Here is a 19,926-nt window from a genome sequence, read left to right on the forward strand (position 1 = left end):
GTATGTTCAGACGTGACGTAAAGTCGATTAACGACTTGCTAAATATGTATCTGCGACGCGAAGGTCTTGAGACTCCTCTGCTGCAGCGGCGTGCTGTAGACGCTTGGGATAAGGTAGTAGGTGCAGGCGTGGCGCGGTACACTGGTGAGAAATTCATAAAGAACCAAACGTTGTTCGTAAAGATACAAAGTCCGGCACTGCGCCAGGACCTTACGATGATGCGCTCCCAATTGGTGAAGCGTATCAACGAGGCGGTGGGCAGCATGGTGATTGTTGACGTGCGTATTTATTAATAGCTGAACTTTCGAGAATTCAGGAGTTAAAGGAGTTAAGAAGTTAAGGAGTTAAGCCATTAGTTTTTTGTTTGATATGGCATTATAAGCAATTTAAGAAGTTAAGCCAAATGCTTTTAATGTTGTAAATCAAGCAAAAAAACTAATGGCTTAACTTCTTAGCGACCGAAGGGCGCGACAATTCCTTAACTTCTTAACTACTTTCGCTTGCGAAACTTAAGTTAATAGTATCTGCTGAGTGTTTCAGCATCAATCGCTGCATCCGTAAACACTTCAAGCAGCACGGGGCGATTGCCCTTGCGTGTCAGAAGTTCGCTTATTCCGTGTTGCATTTCTTCCTGATTGTGTGCCGCGATGTATTCCACGTTGTTCTGTGCGCAGATGCCCTTCGCCGTTGTCGTATGGCTTGCACCCACAAAGGTGTCAGCCACCGGACTGCGGTGGAGGTTGGGTAGCTGCTTGAAGATACCACCACAGGAGTTGTTGAGCAGCAGTATGCGTAGATTGCCACCTACGCAGTTGTTCCATAATGCGTTCTGATCGTAGAAGAAACTGAGGTCGCCGATGATGCAGACGTTCAGGTCGTGGTCGGTGAGCGAGAAGCCGGCAGCCGTTGACAGTGAGCCTTCGATGCCGTTCACACCGCGGTTGCACCACACGTAATGGTTGGCGTAGATGCAGGCGAGGCGCACGGCGGTGCTGTTGGCGTAGTGGGTATTCACGCATACGGCAGCCTCCTCTATCAGCTTCTCGAAGTATTTCACTACCGCCATCTGCGAGTATTCGGGCTCGTATGCGGCAGCGTGGTTTGCCCATTGACTGAGCAAGCTCTTCCACTTGTTCAGAAACATCGTTCTGCTCTCCTCGTTACGCCACGCCACTTCGTCGTCAGTGTGCAGGTCGCGGTGTGTATATATGTCGTAGAGCATGGGCATGAGCAGCGCAAGGTTGGCGTTGTCGCACGTCACGATGTGGCGCAACGACATGAGTGGGTCGCTCGCGTGCAGTGGGTCTGCCGTGATGAGGCACGACGGGGCATGTGTCTGCCGCAGCCATCGGCGCGTAGCCTTGCTGACCAGTGTGTCGCCAATATATATAATGTAGTCGGGCGTGTAGTCGGGAGAGAGTTCGGGATGCGCCGTGAGACACCTCACAGCCTCGTCGAAGTGGATTGTCTCGCCGCTGTTCGATAGCGGTTCGGCGAATACGACGAAGTGTTTTGTCAGCTCGTTGATGTCGAAGACGGAGCATCCGAAGCTGTCGGCAGCCATCTGTCCGACCACTATCAGCGGTCGTTTCGCCTGGTACAGTTCGTGTTGTAGAGCTTCGACGGTGGTGTCGGTGAGTGTCGCCTCGCTGTCGAGCATACGGAAGCGTCGCTCCTTCGGCAGTGAGGCAACGTCGAACGTGAAGAGCGGTTCGGTGATTGGCACATTGATAAGCACCGGAGCCGGCTGGCGGAATGTAGCAGCGTGCAAGGCTTCATTCACAAGACGGTTGCAGTACCAACGCTCCTCTTCGGTGCGCGGTTCGGGCAGCGACACGCTTCGGCGCACAAACCGATTGAGCGCATCGGGTTGTGGCAGAGTCTGACCGTCGAGCTGGTCGATCCATTGCTGCGGTCGGTCGGCTGCGACGACGATGAGCGGTACGTGCTGATAGTAAGCCTCTGCCACAGCCGGAGCGGTGTTGAGCAGAGCCGAACCCGATGTGACGCATACCACGGTGGGGTGCTTCGTGTTGAGGGCGATGCCCATGGCGTAGAACGCTGCCGAACGCTCATCGGTGATGGGGTGGCAGCGTATCGTGCCACACTCGTTGAGGTTGTGCACGATGGCAGCATTGCGGCTGCCCGGGCACACCACCGCATCCGTCACTCCCCATTCGAGGAGCAGCGATGTGAGTATGTTTATGTTTTCCTTGTTGCTGTACATTATTTCGTTTGTTGTCGCAAATGCTTTATATGTGCTTGAACAGTTGTCGCATGGTGTTCATCTTCGCCTCCGTCTCCTCCCACTCCGCCTGGCATTGGCTGTCCTTCAGCAGTCCGCCGCCGGCATACAGGCGATAGGCAGTGGCTTCGCTCTCGCCCTCTATCTGCATACAGCGCAGCGTGACGAAGAGGCGAGTGTCGCCGTTGGGGTCGAGCAGACCGGAGAATCCGCTATAGTAGTTGCGCTCTCCCGACTCGTTGTTGATGATGAAGTCGCGTGTGGCATCCTTCGGCATACCACAAACGGCAGGCGTAGGGTGCAGAGCGTTAATAAGATTGCCCAAATGCGCCGTGTCCTTCAGGTGGAAGCGTATATCGGAACGCAGGTGCACGAGGTCGCCGGCACGCACGGTGAACGGTCCTTCAACGTTTACGTCGTCGCTGAACTGCTCCACGCATTCGGTTATGTACGTCTCCACGTAGCGTTGCTCCTTTATGTTCTTTGTACTCCAGCGGATGTCGTCCTTGCCTATCGAACCACCCTCCACATCGAAGTCGAGGTTTGCGCCACTCAGCCGCATTGTTCCGGCAAGTGCCATGGTCTGCATTGCACCGTCGGTGCCGCTGATGAGAGTTTCGGGTGTGGCTATGAGCCATGTGCCGCTGCGCTCGGTTGAGAACAGCACTACGAACATGCGCGGATAGCGGTGGCAGGCACGTGCAAAGAGCGTGAGTGGGGAGAGTTTCTCCGTAGCGGTGAGTCGCGCACAGCGTGCCAGCACTATCTTCTGAAACGCATCATTCGTCAGCTGTCCGTGGTAATTGTGGAAGTCGACGGCATAGCGTTGGCGTTCCTTCTCGTAGTCGGCATCGAGCAGCATCGCTGATACGCCGTCGTTAGAGCTAAGATACGTTTGTTCGCCGTTCTGATTGTCTCCACTAAAGTTCAAGTCCACCTCCTCCCAATCGGTGGGCAACAGGAGTATAGGACAATCATCTGACGGGGTGAACGGAGCGATTACGAAGCCACGCCGTCCGTTCAGTTCGGCGAGCGACGCAATCTCTTCGGGTTCGGTCGACAGGCGGTTGCGGAAAACGTGCGTAGAGTGAGGCAGACGGAAATATACGTAGCTCATTCTATTTCGGTTTGTTCATCACAAAGTTAGTCACCTCTACCGACGAAATCAGATCGCCTGCCTCGTTGCGTATGTCCACATGCCACTGGTGCAGCGTCTTTCCTTTGTGTAGGATGCGCGCAGTAGCCGTCACGGTGTCGCCGTCGAGCACCGCTTTCACGTGACTGCCACTTACGTTGATGCCCACACATATATTGTTCGGACTGAGCGCAAGCGAGCCTACTCCAGCCAAGTTCTCGGCAAGAGCCAGTGAGGCACCGCCACTAAGAAAGCCGAATATCTGACGATTGCGTTCGTCTACTTTCATGCGACCTTGGCATGTGTCGGGGTCGGGTGTGGAGATGAACTCCATGCCGAGCGTGTTAGAGAGTCCGTCGCGTTTCAGTAGTAGTTCTTTTATCTTGTCTATGTTCATATCTGTTTGTTGTTAATTTCGTGTGATACAGTCAATATCCTTCTCTTATGAAGTCGAGTGCCTCGCGTATCTCCTCGTCGGTGGCGGTCTGGTTGATGCGTATGTCGCCGATGTCGTGGAGCAGTGTGAAGTTGATGGTGTCCGACGTGTTCTTCTTGTCGTGGCGCATGAGGTTGAGCAGAGTGGGGTAGTCGTCGCATGTGAACGCCATTGCACCGTAGTTCTCGCGTATGAAGCGAGTCGTTTGATGGAGACGGGCGGTTGGAAATCCGGCTTTGCGTGCACTGATGTATAGTTCGCCAATCAAGCCGAATGCTACTGCGTAGCCGTGCAGCAGAGTGTTCTTTGGTGCAGTTCTTGCTCTGGCAAGCGGCAATAGCTGAGCGGAGACAACTGCACCCCCTTTTTGTGCTTCTTGCTTTGTTGGTGCAGTTGAGACAACTGCACCCCCTTGTTGTTGCATTGAGAACTCCTCCAGGGCGTGACCGATGGTATGGCCGAAGTTGAGTGCTTTGCGGATGCCATGCTCGTGTGGGTCGTCGGCAACGATGTGTTCCTTCACGGCGATGGACGCAGCCACCATGCGCTGCAGTTCAGCGAGGTCGGGCTGCAGGATGTCGAAGTTGACGTGCTCTGCCCACATCTGCGCGTTGCTTATCAGCGAGTGTTTGAGCATCTCGGCGTAGCCCGAACAGAGGTTTGCGGTGTCGAGTGTGTCGAGGAAGCAAGTGTTGACGATGACGTAGCGTGCGTTGGCGAACGCCCCGACCTCGTTCTTCAGTCCGCCGAAGTTGATGCCCGTCTTGCCTCCCACCGCTGCGTCGACCATGGCGAGCAGCGTTGTGGGGATGTTGATGAAGTTGATGCCGCGCTTGAAGGTGGCAGCAGCGAAGCCGCCGAGGTCGGTCACCATGCCGCCACCGAGGTTCACGAGCAGCGAGTGGCGTGTTGCGCCGCCCCGTTGCAATGCTGTCCACACGTCGGCGAGCGTGGCGAGCGTTTTGTTCGTATCGTCGTGATGTATCGTTATGGTGGTGGCGTTGTGCTTGGCGAACAGCACTGCCACCTTCGGCAGGCAGCACTCCTGCGTGATGTCGTCGGTGAGAACGAAGACACGGTCGTGTTCCGTCTCGGCGATGGCTTGCGCCAGGTCGTGCTCTATGTCTTGGGATATTATCACTCGTTGTTGCATAAGTTCCTCATTCTTGTTATGTATTGGCTTGGTGTATTGCCGTCTGCTACGTTTTTGCTCACTTGCTGCCTATCTCCACGCGTGTCTTCTCAAATCCCATCGACCGCAACATCTGTCCGAACTGCTCCTTGGCGTTAAGTTGTGCAGCAGCGTAGTTCTTCTTTGTGAGGCAGCGTTGGCGCATCTTCTGGACAGCACGGTCGTACATCTCCTTACGGTCTACGCTCGACCACTTGCCCGAGGCGATGAACGAGCGTGTGCGTGTCTCGTCGATGAAGTCGTTGTCGAGCAGTCGCACGGGTGGAAGTTTTGCCACGAGCGTGTCGCCCGACATACTGAGCCATCCCTCTTTAGCGTCCTTCAGGTTGATGCCTAAGCGTAGCGTACCATAATATATGCGCACCAATTCGTCGTTGGAGAATATTCCGCGACGTACGGTGTCCACCAGTTCTTCATCGTTTATCTCGAGGAACGACCACTCGCCGATTTGTTCTATCGAACGTATCATAGTCGGTGTTACGTCAATCTTTTCGTTTTTCACTACATCCGGCACCGTGGTGTTGGTTGTTTTCACGACGGTCTTGATGCTGCTGATCAGATAGACGACGATGCTGACAATCAGCACGACGAATGTCAGTTTCAGCCATATAGATAGAGGTACACGTTTCAGAACCGCCATCAAGCCGAACCTCGATTTGTCAGTATGCGGCGTTGTTTGCTTATCTTGTTTTAGATTGTTCGTTTCCATCCTTTAGCCCTTATTTTATTCGTTCAGTTGTATAGATGTTTATCGCCTGTTCGCACCACCATTCTTCTTCTCTATGGTGCTTGCATCCACGAGCTGCTCAACCTCATGTGGTGTGAAGTTCTTGCGGAAGGAGATGATTATGTTCGGTTCGTCAAAGCCCAACTGGCGCAGCATGGGCATCAGAGCGTTAGTGGCTCCGATGCGTGCCTGCTCGATGATATTGCTTTTCGCTATGTCCTTGATGATGGCTTCGCGTCCCTGAAGCTCGTAGCTGGCAAGCTCCTCATCGCTGAAGTCGCGTCGCATCAGTGCCACATACTCCTTCACGTCATCGTGGTTGATGCGCGACGATGTGAGCACGATGTGTGGGTCGGGCAGTATCAGCTCTATGTGTGTCGGCGTGCGGCGCACATTGGCAGCCGAGAAGTCGGCGAAGTCGATGTAAGCCTTCATCGTAGCATCAATGGGTATTGCCACCTTTCGTTTGCCGAGAGGCAGGTTGATGTTATAATCCTTGCTGAACAGCTTGCCCTTCAGTGCGAGTTGGTCGTCGTGTGTCACAATCTTGTGCACACGATACTCCGTTGTGTACAGTCGCGAGCACTTCTGTACCTGCATCACCAGCATCGCGAGCGTATCTACACGCTCCTCCTGCTCTGGTCTTTTGGCAGGTGTGGGTGCTTCCGGTTGTTTTTCGTTGCCGCAAGAGAACAACAGTGCGACAGCAGAAAGGCAAAGTGTGAAATATAATTTCCTCATATTTATTTTTCTGATGTATATGCAAAAGTACGGTTTTTCTTTCAAAGGGCAAACGTATTTTATATGTATATGGAATATTTTTTATACCTTTGCCACTATACCAAACAAGATAAATATGAAAAAAGCAATAGGTTGTGTTGTGCTTTGTGCAGCAGCGATGCTTGTAGTGTCGTGTGCGGAGAAGCCGAAGAGCGACAACATAATAGTGCACAAACGTGCGAAAGTGCAGAAGAAAGGCACTCAGACAATGAGTGGCTATGAAGACAAACGTAATGTGGAATGGCTCGGATCTACGTATAAGGTGTGCGTAGAGCGTAAGTCGGACACCTCGTTGCCACAGGCGTTCGACGAGATGGGCAATAGCTACTACGACAACACCATCACGGTGTGCGTGCTGCGTAGCGACGGCTCGGTGTTCTTCGAGCGCACGTTCCTCAAGAGCGACTTTACGCAGTACATCAGCGATGCTTATGCCAAAGGGGCGCTGCTCGGTGTGGTATTCGACTGTGTGGAGGGCGAGAGTCTGCGCTTCGCAGCGAGCGTCGGTTCGCCCGACAGGATGAGTGATGAGTACGAACCGCTCGTGGTGAAGATATCGCGCATGGGTGCCGTGAGCATTGCGAAGGATACTAAGCTCGACACCGCAAGCGAGGACGAACTCGAAGACGAGGACGAAGGAGTATAAACAGGTCCGATTGGATGAGGATTTTTTTGTTGAAATGGCAAAGGTTTATAGGGCTGTTTTGTAGCTTCAAAGCAATGATAAAAACAAAGGTGACTAAAAGGGCTGAATTCCAAGCAAGGAATCCAGCCCTGATTTTTATGCTTAAAAAGTTTTAGCGGACAGCAATAATTATGAAGCGTTACTCGTCGAAATCAAATTCGTCGTCAAGGTCGTCGAAGCCGAACATAGCAGGCTCGGCGAAGGCATCCAGTGCTCGACGCTCCTTCTTCGTGGGGCGACCAGTGCCGCGTGCGCGGTCTACGAATCCGCTGATGCGACTCATCTCGAGCAGTTCGTACTGCTTTGCGTCGGTCACGTTCTCGTAAATCTCCGGCAGGAGCTTTGCGCCCACGCGCTGCTCTATCGTCTTCAATATCTTGAACGAGTAGGTTACTGGCGGCTTCTTCACGCTCACCACATCGCCCACCTTCACCGTGCGGCTCGGCTTCACGGTCACTCCGCCCAGCATGACACGACCGTTCTTGCAGGCGTTGGCAGCTATGGAGCGTGTCTTGAATATGCGCGCTGCCCATAACCATTTGTCTATACGTGCTACTTCCATGTTAAAAGTAAAAAAGACTTTTAAAAGTAAAAAAGTAAAAGAGTAAAAAGTAAAAAGCAAAGGCTTAGAAAGGTTTATTGAGGCTTAAAAAGGCTTAGCTAAACCTAACCTATTTGCTCTTCTTTCCGAGTTTGTTGAACTGGTTCATCGTGATGTTCAGTCCGGCAAGCACGAAACTTTTTATTATTTCCACCGCCTGGTCAATGCTCGGCTGCAGCGTCTCCATATCCTCGGCACTGTACTTGCCCAGCACCCAGTCTACCTGTGCACCGCGCTGGAAGTCGGCACCGATGCCCATGCGTAGACGGGCGTACTGTTGACCGATGAGCTGCTGTATGTTGCCCAGTCCGTTGTGTCCGCCGTTAGAGCCGTTGCCCTTCAGTCGGAAGTCGCCGAGCGGAATAGAGAGGTCGTCGACAACAACGAGTAGACGAGTCTGGTCGATGTTCTCCTTCTGCAGCCAGTAGCGCACGGCGTTGCCGCTGAGGTTCATGTATGTTGTCGGCTTGAGGATGAATACCTTTCTGCCCTTCAATGATGTCTCCGCCACGAAGCCGTAGCGTTTGTCTTCGAAGGTGGCACCTACTGACTTCGCCAGTTCGTCAACGACCATGAAGCCCGTGTTGTGGCGTGTGTGGTCGTACTCGGCGCCGGGGTTTCCCAAGCCTACTATTAAGAATTTGTCCATGATGTTGGGTTGTTGTGATGGGTTGTTATGTTGAGATGGTGAGATTTGTTATGTTGAGGTGTTGAGATTAGCAACATAATTAATCTCGACATATCTCAACACCTCAACATCTCTCACCATCTCACCAAATATAAAAAGCGCACGCGTCGTTGACGCATGCGCTTTTTATATTTCTATCTGATGTCATTAAGCCTGAGCCTGTGCAGCAGCAGACAGAGCGGCACGTGTCATCTTGATTGAGCAAACGATAACCTCCTTGCCTGTAACGATCTCAAGACCCTCGAAGTTGAGCTGACCAACCTTGATGCTCTTGCCAATCTGGAGAGCAGTAACGTCGATGTCGAGGTGCTCAGGAATCTGCTGATAAGGAGCCTTAACCTCAATCTTGCGGATAGAGAGGTTCATGCGACCACCGTCACGTACACCCTGTGCCAAACCTGTGAGCTTAACTGGGATACCGATTGTGATAGGCTTCTGGTCGTTAACCTCGAGGAAGTCAACGTGCAGAACTGCGTCAGTTACCGGGTGGAACTGGATCTCCTTGAGGATAGCTGTGCGTGACTCGCCGTCGATAACGAGGTTGATAACGTAGATGTGCGGAGTGTAGATAATCTTGCGGAGCTCTGTCATAGGAACTGCGAAAGCCATAGCTACTGGCTTGCCGTCCTGCTCTGCGAGGCCGTAAAGGTTGCAAGGAACAAGTCCTTCCTTACGCAATGTCTTTGAAGCTTTCTTGCCAAGGTCTGTACGCTTCTGACCTGTAACGTTAATCTCTTTCATTTGTGTTACTCTAAATTAAGTTGATAAAATAATGTTTATGCCTTAATTCGCCATCACACGAGAATTTTTATATTTCTGTACGGATGTGCTCAAAAAAGCGGTGCAAAGGTACGCATTTCTTCCGAATTGAGCAAAAAATACATTAAAAAATACACAATAATGTACGTTTCGCTTGGTGGTTCAGCCAAATTTAGTTATTTTTGCACCTGTTATTGAGACAAGGGTGTCGCAGTGTTTAGTCTGGTTTGCCCAGCGTTTCTTTAATCTATGCAAACAACAGCAAGATACGTATTTATAATAAAGTATATAAGAGAAGGATGATCAACCGCGAATTAATCAGAATTAAGATAGTTCAGTTAACCTACGCATACTATCAGAACGGAAACAAACTCATGGACAGCGCAGAGAAGGAATTGCTTTTCAGTCTGTCTAAGGCTTACGATTTGTACAATTATCTTTTGGAACTCATCGTTGCCATCACACAGGAGGAACGCAAGCGTGTAGAAGTAGCAACGCAGCGTGCATTGCGTGAGGGTGGAGAAATGCCGTCGCAGAAATTCGCTTATAACAAGTTCGCAGTGCAGCTTGAGGAGAACAAGCAACTCAACGAGTTTGCTGAGACACAGAAGCAGTCGTGGGCAAATAGTGTAGAGTTTGTGCGCGGTCTGTGCAATCAGATTGAGCAGAGCCAGGCATATATTGAGTATATGTCTGATACAGATAGCTCGTACGAGGCTGACCGCGAATTGTGGCGCAAGCTCTATCGTCAGCTCATCCAGGAGAACGAAGACCTTGACCAGCTCCTCGAAGAGCAGAGTCTTTATTGGAACGACGATAAGGAAGTGGTGGACACATTCGTGCTCAAGACTATCAAGCGCTTCGAGCCAGAGAATAAAGCAAAGCAGGAACTCCTGCCGGAGTATAAGGACATCGAGGACAAGGACTTCGCTGTGAAGCTCTTCCGCGCCACAATACTCAATGCCGATTTGTATCAGCGCTATATGAGCGAGACATCGCGCAACTGGGACTTCTCTCGTTTGGCATACATGGACGTAGTGATAATGCAGATTGCCATCGCTGAGATGCTTACGTTCCCGAACATTCCGGTGAGCGTAACCATCAACGAGTACGTCGAACTCGCCAAGCTCTACTCAACACCGAAGTCGGGCTCGTATATCAACGGTATGCTTGATGCCATAGCACGCTACCTCATGTCGACAGGCAAGCTCCTGAAGACCATTGAGGACCGTCCGCAGCGCCGTCAGGCACCACGTCGCCCAGCCACACCGCGTCTCAACCGCGCACAGCAGGCTCTCGAAGACGGCGAAGTGCTCCGCACACGCTACGCTGAGCAGGCTGAGCAGGCTGTTCAGGAGCAACAGGAAGAGAAGACAACCGACGCAGAGTAAGGCGGAAGACAAAGAGAGAATATCGCAAGAAAACAATAATATTAATGTTGTGATGGCGAAATGTTGAAGCGCAGGCAAATGTCAACGGCTCAACCGTTCAACACACAACTTACCTAAAACAAGAAAACAACAATGATTACAACAGTACTCGCTGCAGAAGCAGCACAGCAGGGTAGTGGCATGGGTATGCTCATAATGATGGTAGCTATCTTTGCTATTATGTATTTCTTCATGATTCGCCCACAGCAGAAGCAGCAGAAGAAGATTCGTGAGTTCCAGAATGCACTCAAGGAGGGCGACAATGTGATGGTAGGTGGTGGCATCCACGCTACAGTACGCCGTGTAGACCTCACAGCCGGCACCGTAGACGTAGAGATCGCTCGCGGCGTTGTCGTTACAGTAGACAAGGCAGGCGTGTTCGCTGACGGCACACAGCAGCCACAGAAGTAAAACGAAAGCCATAATAAAGGTCTTTGAATCGTTCCTTATAATAATATATAAAGGAGCGACGCTTAAGAGTCCGATTCATTAATAGAAACTTCGACCGCCAACGGCTTGAAGTTAATTCATTAATCGATGATTCGATGGAAAAACGCTTGACGCAAATAATCAATATGGTCAGAAACTTCCTGTTCAGCTCAGCTAACAGGGAGTTTCTGACTTTTTTCTTCTTTCTCGTATTGAGCACCATCTTCTGGCTGATGACCGCGCTCAACGAAACATACGAGAGGGAGATAGGCGTACCCGCGTACCTTGTGAACATACCGAAGAATGTGGTCGTTACAAGCGACATGGAGGACACCGTGCGCGTAACCGTGCGCGACAAGGGCTTTGCACTCCTTGCCTACACGTATGGCGAAGGCATACGCCCCATCAACGTAAACTTCCAGTCGGCTATCACACGTCAGTCGGGCTACGGCGTAGTGTCGTCGCAAGAGCTGATGAAAATGATTAATCAGCGCTTCAGCGGATCATCGAAGATAGTGCAGGTGAAACCCGATCGTCTCGACTTCCACTACAACTACGGACTGTCGCGTCAGGTGTCGGTAAAGATGGCTGGACACGTAGTGCCAGGCAAGTCGTTCTACCTCGCTCGCACACGCTTCTGGCCCGAGAAAGTCACAGTCTACGGCAGCAAGCAGGCACTCGACTCGCTGCGCTTTGTGAAGACTGTGCCAATCAACATCACCAACTTCAACGACACCGTCCTACGGACAGTAGCGTTGGAGACGATAAAGGGTGTGAAGATAGTGCCCAACACTGTGCGCATAGGGCTCTACCCTGATATCCTCACTGAGGAGAATATCGAGGTGCCAATCACGGCTATCAATATGCCTGAGGGCAAAGTGCTGCGCACCTTCCCACAGCGTGTGACGGTGAACTTCATCGTTGGCGCAAGTATGTTCCGCAGCATCTCGTCTGAGCAGTTCGCTGTTGTTGTCGATTACAACGAGATAATCGACCACCCGTCGGACAAGTGCAGCATACATCTGCGAGAAACTCCGCAAGGCGTGCGCAACGCCCGACTGAAGATGACGCAGGTCGATTATCTTATTGAGGAGCAGTAGGGTGTTGAGATGGTGAGGTGTTGAGATGTTTACATTTCAACTTCTAAAGATTATAAACAATGAAGATAGCAATAACAGGCGGAATAGGGTCGGGTAAGAGCTACGTCTGTCGGCTCTTGGAGCAGCGTGGCATAGCGGTGTACGACTGCGATGCGGCTGCTAAGCGACTTATGCGCACATCAACCACACTGCAGCAGCAACTAAAGACACTCGTTGGCGACGCAGTCTACTCAGCCGACGGTGTGCTACAGAAGCCGGTGCTTGCCGAGTTCCTACTCGCAAGCGAGGCGCATAAACTCGCCATCAACGATATCGTTCATCCCGCAGTGGCAATCGACTTCGCAACCTCGGGGCAGCAGTGGCTTGAGAGCGCCATACTCTTCGAGAGTGGGTTCGACCGCCGCATAGCGTTCGACTGCATCGTTTGCGTGACAGCACCACGTGAGATACGCATACAACGCATCGTACAGCGCGACGGCATTACCCCTGAGCGTGCAGCCGAGTGGATTGATGTGCAGATGAGCCAAGAAGAGATGGCAGAACGTAGCGACTTCCGCATCCAGAACGACGGCGTATGCGACCTGCAAGTGCAGATCGACGATATATTAAGACAAATAGCAATCAATAATCAATAATTAATAAATAAACATTAAAGACAATGGAAACAATTCTTTCAATAGCCGGCAAGCCGGGACTTTACAAACTCGTATCACGTGGCAACCGCAACCTCATCGTTGAGGCTCTCGACGCTACACACCGCCGTATGCCGGCTTTTGCTTCTGACCGTGTAACATCGCTCGGCGACATCGCTATGTACACCGACGCAGAGGACATCCCATTGTGGCAGGTGCTCAAGAACCTCGGCGAGAAGGAGCAGTCGAAGGAGTGTTCGCTCAACTACAAGAAGTGCTCGGCTGACGAGCTCCACAACTTCTTCGCAGAGGTATTGCCGGCTTACGACCGCGACCGCGTTCACGATTCGGACATCAAGAAGCTCATCCAGTGGTACAACATTCTCGTCATCAACGGCATCACCGACTTCGAGACTGTGCTTGCACCCACAGAGGGCGACAACATTGACGACCGTCAGGAGGCTGAATAATGGCGAAGGCGGTTAGACCGAAGAAGAACCTTGGACAGCACTTCCTCACCGATCTCGGCATAGCGAAGGCTATAGCCGACACGGTGGACGCTTGTCCCGACATACCGGTGTTGGAGATAGGACCTGGTATGGGTGTAATGACACAATTTCTTGTCACCAAGCCACGCCTTGTGAAGGCGGTGGAGATTGACAAGGAGTCTGTGGCTTACCTCAACGAGACCTTTCCGAAGCTCCGCGAGAACATCATCGGTAACGACTTCTTGCGTATGGATCTCAATGAGATATTCGACGGCAAGCAGTTCGTACTCACGGGCAACTATCCTTACGACATCTCGTCGCAGATATTCTTCAAGATGCTCGACTACAAGGAGCTTATCCCTTGCTGCACGGGTATGATACAGCGCGAGGTGGCTCTGCGCATCGCGTCTGCACCCGGCACAAAGGCGTACGGCATCCTGTCGGTGCTCATCCAGGCTTGGTACGACGTGGAGTATCTCTTCACGGTTGACGAGACGGTGTTCAATCCGCCTCCAAAGGTGAAGAGTGCAGTGATACGCATGACGCGCAACACTGTGACCGACCTCGGTTGCGACGAGCGTCTGTTCAAGCGCGTAGTGAAGACCGTGTTCAACCAGCGTCGCAAGATGCTGCGCGTTAGCTTGCGCCAGATATTTGGCGGTTCGGCTTCTGCCGAGTTCTACGCACAGGACATCATGACGAAGCGTCCGGAGCAGCTCTCCGTGGAGCAGTTCGTAGAGCTTACGAACATCGTGGAGGCAGAGATGAAGCGCCTTGAAATATAATAGGGGTGTACTTGTTTTTTTGTTGGTGCAGTTGAGACAACTGCACCCCCTGATAATAGCACATACTTCTTAGGGGGTGCACTTGTCTCAAGTGCACCAATTTATTAATAATACATACTTCTTAGGGGGTGCACCAACTTATTAATAATTCAAGTTTCGGATTTAGAATTTATGCCGTTTGAGCATACTCTCTAAGTGCAGCCAAGGCTCTTGTCATTCTCAATAATTTGGATGGTTAGTTCATCTGAGTCAGCACCAATGAGTTCTGAAACGACGGCTACCACCTCTATTATTAAAAAACTATGTAATATCCGCCGAATCACGTCACTTTATTTGTGCCCTGATCCGGCTCAGACTTGCCTGTGTTATGCCTAAATAGGTAGCAATGTTTCCCAACGGCAACCGTTGCAACAAATCGGGTTCTTTCTCTAACAACTCTTTGTATCGTTCCGAAGCAATGGCGGACAACATGGAAATTAGCCGTTCCTCGGTGGCAAGCAATTCCATCTCCGCATAACGCCGTCCCCAATTGGCAATATGCAAGTCTTCCGAAAACAATTCTTTCAGCTTTTTCCTCTCCAATACGTATAAGACAGAATCTTCCATCAGCTCCATCGTCTCATATCCCGGCTCATTGTTTACGTATCCTTTCATAGAAACAAGGGTCGCTCCTTCCTTGCCAACCCAAAATGTAATTTCTTTCCCGTCCACCGAAGTGTAAGCGCGGACAATGCCTTTCTTGATGAAAAAGATATCCTTTTCTATCTTGCCGCTTTCCAACACGCAGAATCCTTTTGGGTATGAAACCTCAGTCAGGCATTGCCGTAATCTATCCAAAGACGCATTCGGCATGGCATATCTTTGATTGATGATTTCCTTTATATCCATAACTCATTGTTGTATTCGGTGTGCAAAATTATAAAATAGCACATAGAAACGGGAATGAACGGCTGTTTTTTTTGCCAAATGCAAAATCAGTTTTTACCAAATGCAAAAAGCCATTAGAGATTACTTGCTTACTTTTGCACCTGAATTTAATAATTTATAGGTATGAATTGGATAATCTTATTATTGGCAGGATTGTTTGAGGTGAGCCTTACATTCTGCTTGGGTAAAACGAGAGCTGCGTCAGGACTTGCTTTTTATCTGTGGGGTAGTGGCTTCTTGGCTTCCACGGTATTGAGCATGACCCTGCTTGCCAAGGCGGTTCAGACTTTACCTTTGGGAACGGCATACGCCATTTGGACGGGTATCGGGGCGGTTGGTACGGTCTTGATAGGGATATTCGTCTTCAAGGAGTCGGCCACTCCCATCCGTCTTTTCTTCCTGTTCACGCTCATTGCTTCTCTGATAGGATTGAAAATCGTGTCATATTGAAAGGCGACGGAAGATGAAGTATGAATTGAGGGAGAATCAAGGTATTCCGGTGCCTTTGCTGGCGCTGATGGCAGTTGCTACCGGGCTTTCCGTTGCCAACTGCTATTATAACCAGCCTCTGTTGGGTAGCATGGCTAAGGATTTCGCGGTAAGCGACTTTTCCGCCAGCATGGTGGCGACATTGACCCAGATAGGCTATGTGGCAGGGCTTGTATTTGTCATTCCGCTTGGCGACCTGGTTTCGCGAAAGAGACTGATATTGACCAATTACATCGTTTCTTCGTGCGCCTTGCTTGCCATAGCACTCGCTCCGAACATCTATTGGGTGTGGGGCGCATCCTTGTTTGCCGGGGCATCTTCTGTCATGCCGCAGTTCTTCATTCCGTTGGTGTCGTATAATTCAGCTCCTGACCACAAGGTGCGCAACGTGGGGATTATACAGTCCTGTTTGCTCATAGGCATTCTTGGGTCACGGGTATTCAGTGGTTTACTCGCCGATATATGGGGATGGCGTTCTGTCTATTTTGTGGCTTGCGTGTTTATGCTCGGGTGTTTTCTGATGATTCACAAAATGCTGCCCGTGTTGCCTGCCCGTTCACAAGAAAAATATGCAGGGCTGATGAAATCCTTGTTGCGTCTACTTTTCAAATACCCGTACTTGCGTATCGCGTCGTTGAGGGCGGCATTGGCTTATGGCTCGTTCTTTGCCTTGTGGAGTTGCCTTGCTTTCCGAATGAAGCAAGAGCCTTTCTTTGCGAGCGACGATATTATCGGAGCACTCGGTTTGTGCGGATTGGCAGGTGCATCCACGGTGGTTTTCATCAGCGGATATATCCAAAAGTATGGCGCAAGATTCTTCTCCATTGTCGGAGGATGCGTCATCTTGTTTGCATGGTTGTTGGCATTTTGGGGAAATGACAGTTACTTGTGGATGATAATCGCCATCCTCTTGATTGATGCCGGAATGCAAAGCATCCATCTGTCAAATCAGACAAGCGTGGTCGCTCTTGACGCATCCGCCATCAACAGGGTCAATACCGTTTATATGACTATTTACTTCTTAGGAGGTTCTGCCGGTACATTTGTTTCAGGTTTATTCTGGCAACATTATGGATGGATGGGTGTGGTGGGGGTAGGAGTTGCCTTTACCGCAGCTTCCTTGCTTGCTAATTGCTTCAACTCTAAAACGGCATAAGGGTGGATGTCAAATTTCTTGTGCTTTTCCCAATCAAGTTTTTGTTTTCTACTGCTGTATATAATAAGTGTGTAGTTGAAAAAATCTGCCATATCTACCAGCATCTTACGCAACTCGCACATTATAAGCACAATAAAGGCTGGTAGATAAGTCGCCGGAAGCCTAAATCTTCCAGCCTATCTACCAGCCTTTTTTGTATATCTACCAGTCTATGCCGTTCTGTTTAGCGGCACAGGTGGGTTGTTTAAGCTGTTTTACTTCTGCAGATACTTCTTGCCGTTCACGATAACGATGCCCTTGTAGTCGGCACCTACACGCTGACCAGCGATGTTGTAGCGTACGTTGCTCTGCTGCTTAACGGTTGTCTGAACGCCGTTGATGCCAGCTGCCTCGTCGAATACGAAGAGCATCGGCTTAACAGCCTTGTCCTGAGCCTCTGTCCATGCACCGAATGTGGTGAATGTACCGTTGCCGTACTGTATGAACTGACCGTTGTTTGTGATGGTGAATGTGCCGTTCTCTGCAGGCTCTACAGTCCAAGCCTTAGCCTCGTTGCCGAGCTGGAATGAAGCGTGTTTGCCGTCCATGTAGAGGTAGTAGCCGTTAGCGTCCTTGATAGCGCAGCCGCCCTCAGCAGCCTCGAATGTGAATGCGTTTTTGTAAGACGACTTAATCTTGAGTTCGTCAACGATGCCGTCAACCTTGAACGAGTTGAGGTAGCCGTAAGGCTTCTCTGCGTTGTACTTGACAGGAGCAGCGTAGTATGTCTTGTTGTCGCGCTGAGCCACGATGAGATACTGCTTGCCAGCCTCTACTGCGGTAGCCTTCTTGTACACGTTCATGCGGTAAACATAAACAGTGCAGGTTGTCTTGCCAGCGTTGAAGTCGGCGTTCTCCTCTGCAGAAGCAGTGATGATAGCCTTGCCCTCCTTGCCAGTTGCTGCGATAACGCCCTCTGCGTTTACGGTAGCTACCTCCTCGTTGTCAGAAACGAACTTAACAGCAGCTGTTGTTGCCTTTGTGAATGTAGGAGCAGTGAATGTTGTGCCGAGCTCGTAGTCGACGGTTGACTCAGAGAACTTCAAGCCTGCTGACTTCTTTGTAGGACCTACTTCTCCGCCTACTGTCACCACGATGGTAGTAGCGCGAACCTGGTTAGACTCTGCTGTGAATTTAACTTCAGCAGCGTTGCCTACCCATGTGCCAGTCTTGCCCTCGTAAGAGTAGCCATCCTGAGCAGCGAAGCAGCCAGGACCCCACTTTACCTCATTGTTAGCTGTACATGTGAACACAATCTTGGTGATGTTGCCAACGGTTGAAGACACGGTCAGTATGTTGCCCTTGTAGATACGGAACTGCTGTCCGTTATACAGGTTGCCAGCACCAGATGTTGATGTGCCCTTGTCGATGGTGAGAGTGATACCATCCTGAGTTACTGTAGCTGTCTCGCCACCAGCGAAATCAGTGGCGTTGAGTGTGATGTCGCCTGCAAATGCAGTGCTGCAAACGAGCATAAGCATAGCCATGAATGTGTAGCGTAAAGTTTTAATCATAGTGTTTAATTTTAAGTTTATAGATGTTATTTGATAATGTTCGATTACGTTATTATTGACAATGCAAAGTTATATATTATATATGAGAAAAGCAATTACAATGAGGTGAAAAAAGTTCTACAATTCAAAAAACTTTAGCTTTTCTTTGGGAATTTCATTAAAATAGTTTAACTTTGCCAATGCGTTAATGCAAAGCAACTATATTTTTTAATTCATTAAACCCCTGTTTATTGCCTATCGAAGCACATTTACTTAACAAAAACCGATTAAGAAAATGAAGAATTTAAAGGATATGACCGACGAAGAGTTGGCCCTATCATACGTCGATGGGAATAACAAGGCTTTCGATTTGTTGCTTTCGCGCAATCAGCAGAACCTCTTCTCATACATTCTTTTCGTGGTTCACGACCGCGAAACCGCTGATGATATCTTCCAGGAGACCTTCATAAAGGTTATCACACGTCTTCAGGAGGGTCGTTATGTTGTCAGTGGCAAGTTCAGCGCGTGGGTGATGCGTATCGCCCACAACGCCATCATGGACTGGTATCGCGACCAGTCGTCGCGTTGCATCGTGAAAGCCGGAAAGGACAACGACCTCTCCAACATCGGAGGCGACGACCTCATGGAGGGCAACATCGAGAGCGCATACGTCAACCGTCAGGTGATGAACGACGTGCGCCGACTTCTCGATATGCTGCCACCCATTCAGCGCGAGGTAGTGTACATGCGCTATTATCAGCAACTCTCTTTCAAGGAGATTGCCGACACCACGAGTGTGAGCATCAACACCGCCCTCGGCCGTATGCGCTATGCCCTGCTCAACATGCGTCGCATGGCGAAGAGCAACGGCATCTCGCTCCAATTAGCGTAATTTCAGGGGCACTTATAGGGGGTGCACTTGTCTCAAGTGCACCAATAAATCTCAACTGCACCCCCTATGGGTTACTTACAGTGCTTCAGTCCGTGAATTGTAGCGATAGGGTCTGCAGCCTTGAACACGTAGCTGCCGCTCACGAGCACATCGGCACCAGCCTCTACGAGCAGCGGAGCCGACTTGTCGTCTACGCCACCATCAATCTGTATGAGAGCCTTGCTGCCCGACTCGTCGATGAGGTGGCGCAGGCGCTTCGTCTTCTCCACCGAGTGCGGTATGAACTTCTGTCCGCCGAAGCCAGGGTTCACGCTCATCAGCAGCACCATGTCCACGTCGCAGATGATGTCCTCGAGCACGCTCACCGGAGTGTGTGGGTTGAGTGTCACGCCAGCCTTCATGCCCGCAGCGTGAATCTCCTGGATGGTGCGGTGCAGGTGGGTGCACGCCTCGTAGTGTACGTTCATCATCATGGCGCCCGTTGCAGCCACCTCCTTGATGTAGTGTTCCGGATGCACAATCATAAGGTGAACGTCGAGCGGTTTCTTGCACTCCTTAGCCACCGCCTGGATGACGGGGAAGCCGAACGAGATGTTAGGCACGAACACGCCGTCCATGATGTCCAGATGCAGCCAGTCTGCCTCGCTGCGGTTTATCATGTCGATGTCCGAACGCAAGTCGATGAAGTTCGCTGAGAGAAGCGAAGGTGATATGAGAGTTTCCATTTCCTTTTTTGTTTCCTTTCTTTTGTTTTCGATTTTGTAAGTTCTCAACTTGCGCGAGCTGACGAGCCGGCAAGTTGACGAGGGTGTTGTTTT

The 19,926-nt window shown here is 50.6% G+C and carries 23 protein-coding genes; 11 read left to right on the top strand and 12 right to left on the bottom strand.

Annotated features, from left to right (window positions below; genetic code table 11):
• Nucleotides 1-2 precede the first annotated feature (2 nt).
• Complete coding sequence (locus HMPREF0673_RS04500) at nt 3-293, top strand: DciA family protein (protein WP_007898621.1); 291 nt, start codon at nt 3-5, stop codon at nt 291-293.
• A gap of 221 nt (nt 294-514) precedes the next feature.
• Here the strand turns inward: HMPREF0673_RS04500 and menD are convergent, their stop codons facing one another.
• From menD to HMPREF0673_RS04530, 6 genes are read right to left on the bottom strand one after another with little or no spacing between them, the layout of a single operon-like run.
• On the bottom strand, nt 515-2,227 hold the full coding sequence (gene menD / locus HMPREF0673_RS04505) for a 2-succinyl-5-enolpyruvyl-6-hydroxy-3-cyclohexene-1-carboxylic-acid synthase (protein WP_007898622.1): 1,713 nt from the start codon (nt 2,225-2,227) through the stop codon (nt 515-517).
• A 25-nt stretch (nt 2,228-2,252) separates the two neighbouring features.
• Nucleotides 2,253-3,362, bottom strand: a complete 1,110-nt coding sequence (locus HMPREF0673_RS04510; RefSeq protein WP_007898623.1) for a chorismate-binding protein — start codon at nt 3,360-3,362, stop codon at nt 2,253-2,255.
• Nucleotide 3,363: 1 nt separating this feature from the next.
• The gene (locus tag HMPREF0673_RS04515) at nt 3,364-3,777 is read right to left on the bottom strand and encodes a PaaI family thioesterase (protein WP_007898625.1); all 414 of its coding nucleotides are present in this window, start codon (nt 3,775-3,777) and stop codon (nt 3,364-3,366) included.
• A gap of 31 nt (nt 3,778-3,808) precedes the next feature.
• Complete coding sequence (locus tag HMPREF0673_RS14845; RefSeq protein WP_007898627.1) at nt 3,809-4,969, bottom strand: 3-dehydroquinate synthase; 1,161 nt, start codon at nt 4,967-4,969, stop codon at nt 3,809-3,811.
• 58 nt (nt 4,970-5,027) lie between these two features.
• On the bottom strand, nt 5,028-5,717 hold the full coding sequence (locus HMPREF0673_RS04525) for a DUF4230 domain-containing protein (protein WP_007898628.1): 690 nt from the start codon (nt 5,715-5,717) through the stop codon (nt 5,028-5,030).
• A gap of 39 nt (nt 5,718-5,756) precedes the next feature.
• The gene (locus HMPREF0673_RS04530) at nt 5,757-6,476 is read right to left on the bottom strand and encodes a DUF4230 domain-containing protein (RefSeq protein ID WP_007898629.1); all 720 of its coding nucleotides are present in this window, start codon (nt 6,474-6,476) and stop codon (nt 5,757-5,759) included.
• Between the two features lie 115 nt (nt 6,477-6,591).
• Here HMPREF0673_RS04530 and HMPREF0673_RS04535 point away from each other — a divergent pair, with 115 nt between their 5' ends.
• Entirely contained in the window at nt 6,592-7,161 is a 570-nt protein-coding gene (locus HMPREF0673_RS04535; protein ID WP_040596412.1) for a DUF4738 domain-containing protein, read from the top strand.
• Nucleotides 7,162-7,339: 178 nt separating this feature from the next.
• Here the strand turns inward: HMPREF0673_RS04535 and HMPREF0673_RS04540 are convergent, their stop codons facing one another.
• The 3 genes from HMPREF0673_RS04540 to HMPREF0673_RS04550 form a co-directional block, all read right to left on the bottom strand.
• Nucleotides 7,340-7,762, bottom strand: coding sequence for an RNA-binding S4 domain-containing protein (locus HMPREF0673_RS04540; RefSeq protein WP_007898632.1), 423 nt, complete (start codon nt 7,760-7,762; stop codon nt 7,340-7,342).
• Nucleotides 7,763-7,871: 109 nt separating this feature from the next.
• Nucleotides 7,872-8,450, bottom strand: coding sequence for an aminoacyl-tRNA hydrolase (gene pth, locus HMPREF0673_RS04545; protein WP_007898633.1), 579 nt, complete (start codon nt 8,448-8,450; stop codon nt 7,872-7,874).
• A gap of 186 nt (nt 8,451-8,636) precedes the next feature.
• Nucleotides 8,637-9,230 (bottom strand): 50S ribosomal protein L25/general stress protein Ctc, encoded by a 594-nt coding sequence (locus HMPREF0673_RS04550; RefSeq protein WP_007898634.1) that lies wholly within the window; start codon nt 9,228-9,230, stop codon nt 8,637-8,639.
• A 317-nt stretch (nt 9,231-9,547) separates the two neighbouring features.
• On the opposite strand from HMPREF0673_RS04550, the gene nusB reads away from it, so the two are divergent.
• From nusB to rsmA, 6 genes are all read left to right on the top strand, one after another.
• Nucleotides 9,548-10,639: a transcription antitermination factor NusB gene (gene nusB / locus HMPREF0673_RS04555; RefSeq protein WP_007898635.1), complete on the top strand. Its 1,092-nt coding sequence runs from the start codon at nt 9,548-9,550 to the stop codon at nt 10,637-10,639.
• 132 nt (nt 10,640-10,771) lie between these two features.
• Nucleotides 10,772-11,089, top strand: coding sequence for a preprotein translocase subunit YajC (yajC, locus tag HMPREF0673_RS04560; RefSeq protein WP_007898636.1), 318 nt, complete (start codon nt 10,772-10,774; stop codon nt 11,087-11,089).
• A gap of 134 nt (nt 11,090-11,223) precedes the next feature.
• Nucleotides 11,224-12,207 carry a CdaR family protein gene (locus HMPREF0673_RS04565; RefSeq protein ID WP_007898637.1) on the top strand — a complete coding sequence of 328 codons (984 nt, stop codon included), beginning with the start codon at nt 11,224-11,226 and terminating at the stop codon, nt 12,205-12,207.
• Between the two features lie 59 nt (nt 12,208-12,266).
• Nucleotides 12,267-12,842, top strand: a complete 576-nt coding sequence (coaE, locus tag HMPREF0673_RS04570; RefSeq protein WP_007898638.1) for a dephospho-CoA kinase — start codon at nt 12,267-12,269, stop codon at nt 12,840-12,842.
• A gap of 23 nt (nt 12,843-12,865) precedes the next feature.
• Entirely contained in the window at nt 12,866-13,309 is a 444-nt protein-coding gene (locus HMPREF0673_RS04575) for a DUF5606 family protein (protein ID WP_007898639.1), read from the top strand.
• Nucleotides 13,309-14,112 (top strand): 16S rRNA (adenine(1518)-N(6)/adenine(1519)-N(6))-dimethyltransferase RsmA, encoded by an 804-nt coding sequence (gene rsmA, locus HMPREF0673_RS04580; protein WP_007898640.1) that lies wholly within the window; start codon nt 13,309-13,311, stop codon nt 14,110-14,112. Before HMPREF0673_RS04575 ends, rsmA begins: the two co-directional genes overlap by 1 nt.
• Nucleotides 14,113-14,436: 324 nt before the next feature.
• Here rsmA and HMPREF0673_RS04585 read toward each other — a convergent pair whose 3' ends face one another.
• On the bottom strand, nt 14,437-15,000 hold the full coding sequence (locus HMPREF0673_RS04585) for a Crp/Fnr family transcriptional regulator (protein ID WP_007898642.1): 564 nt from the start codon (nt 14,998-15,000) through the stop codon (nt 14,437-14,439).
• A 162-nt stretch (nt 15,001-15,162) separates the two neighbouring features.
• Here HMPREF0673_RS04585 and HMPREF0673_RS04590 point away from each other — a divergent pair, with 162 nt between their 5' ends.
• On the top strand, nt 15,163-15,489 hold the full coding sequence (locus HMPREF0673_RS04590) for a DMT family transporter (RefSeq protein ID WP_007898643.1): 327 nt from the start codon (nt 15,163-15,165) through the stop codon (nt 15,487-15,489).
• A gap of 13 nt (nt 15,490-15,502) precedes the next feature.
• A complete protein-coding gene (locus HMPREF0673_RS04595; RefSeq protein ID WP_007898644.1) occupies nt 15,503-16,684 on the top strand; it encodes an MFS transporter in 1,182 nt (393 codons plus the stop codon).
• A 254-nt stretch (nt 16,685-16,938) separates the two neighbouring features.
• On the opposite strand, the gene HMPREF0673_RS04600 is transcribed toward HMPREF0673_RS04595, so the two are convergent.
• Nucleotides 16,939-18,237 carry a hypothetical protein gene (locus HMPREF0673_RS04600; RefSeq protein WP_007898645.1) on the bottom strand — a complete coding sequence of 433 codons (1,299 nt, stop codon included), beginning with the start codon at nt 18,235-18,237 and terminating at the stop codon, nt 16,939-16,941.
• A 274-nt stretch (nt 18,238-18,511) separates the two neighbouring features.
• On the opposite strand from HMPREF0673_RS04600, the gene HMPREF0673_RS04605 reads away from it, so the two are divergent.
• Nucleotides 18,512-19,108, top strand: a complete 597-nt coding sequence (locus HMPREF0673_RS04605) for an RNA polymerase sigma factor (RefSeq protein WP_007898646.1) — start codon at nt 18,512-18,514, stop codon at nt 19,106-19,108.
• A gap of 71 nt (nt 19,109-19,179) precedes the next feature.
• Here the strand turns inward: HMPREF0673_RS04605 and rpe are convergent, their stop codons facing one another.
• A complete protein-coding gene (gene rpe, locus HMPREF0673_RS04610) occupies nt 19,180-19,833 on the bottom strand; it encodes a ribulose-phosphate 3-epimerase (protein WP_040596414.1) in 654 nt (217 codons plus the stop codon).
• Nucleotides 19,834-19,926 lie beyond the last annotated feature (93 nt).

The organism is Leyella stercorea DSM 18206 (genome assembly GCF_000235885.1).
In the GTDB taxonomy this organism is placed as follows: Bacteria; Bacteroidota; Bacteroidia; order Bacteroidales; family Bacteroidaceae; genus Prevotella; species Prevotella stercorea.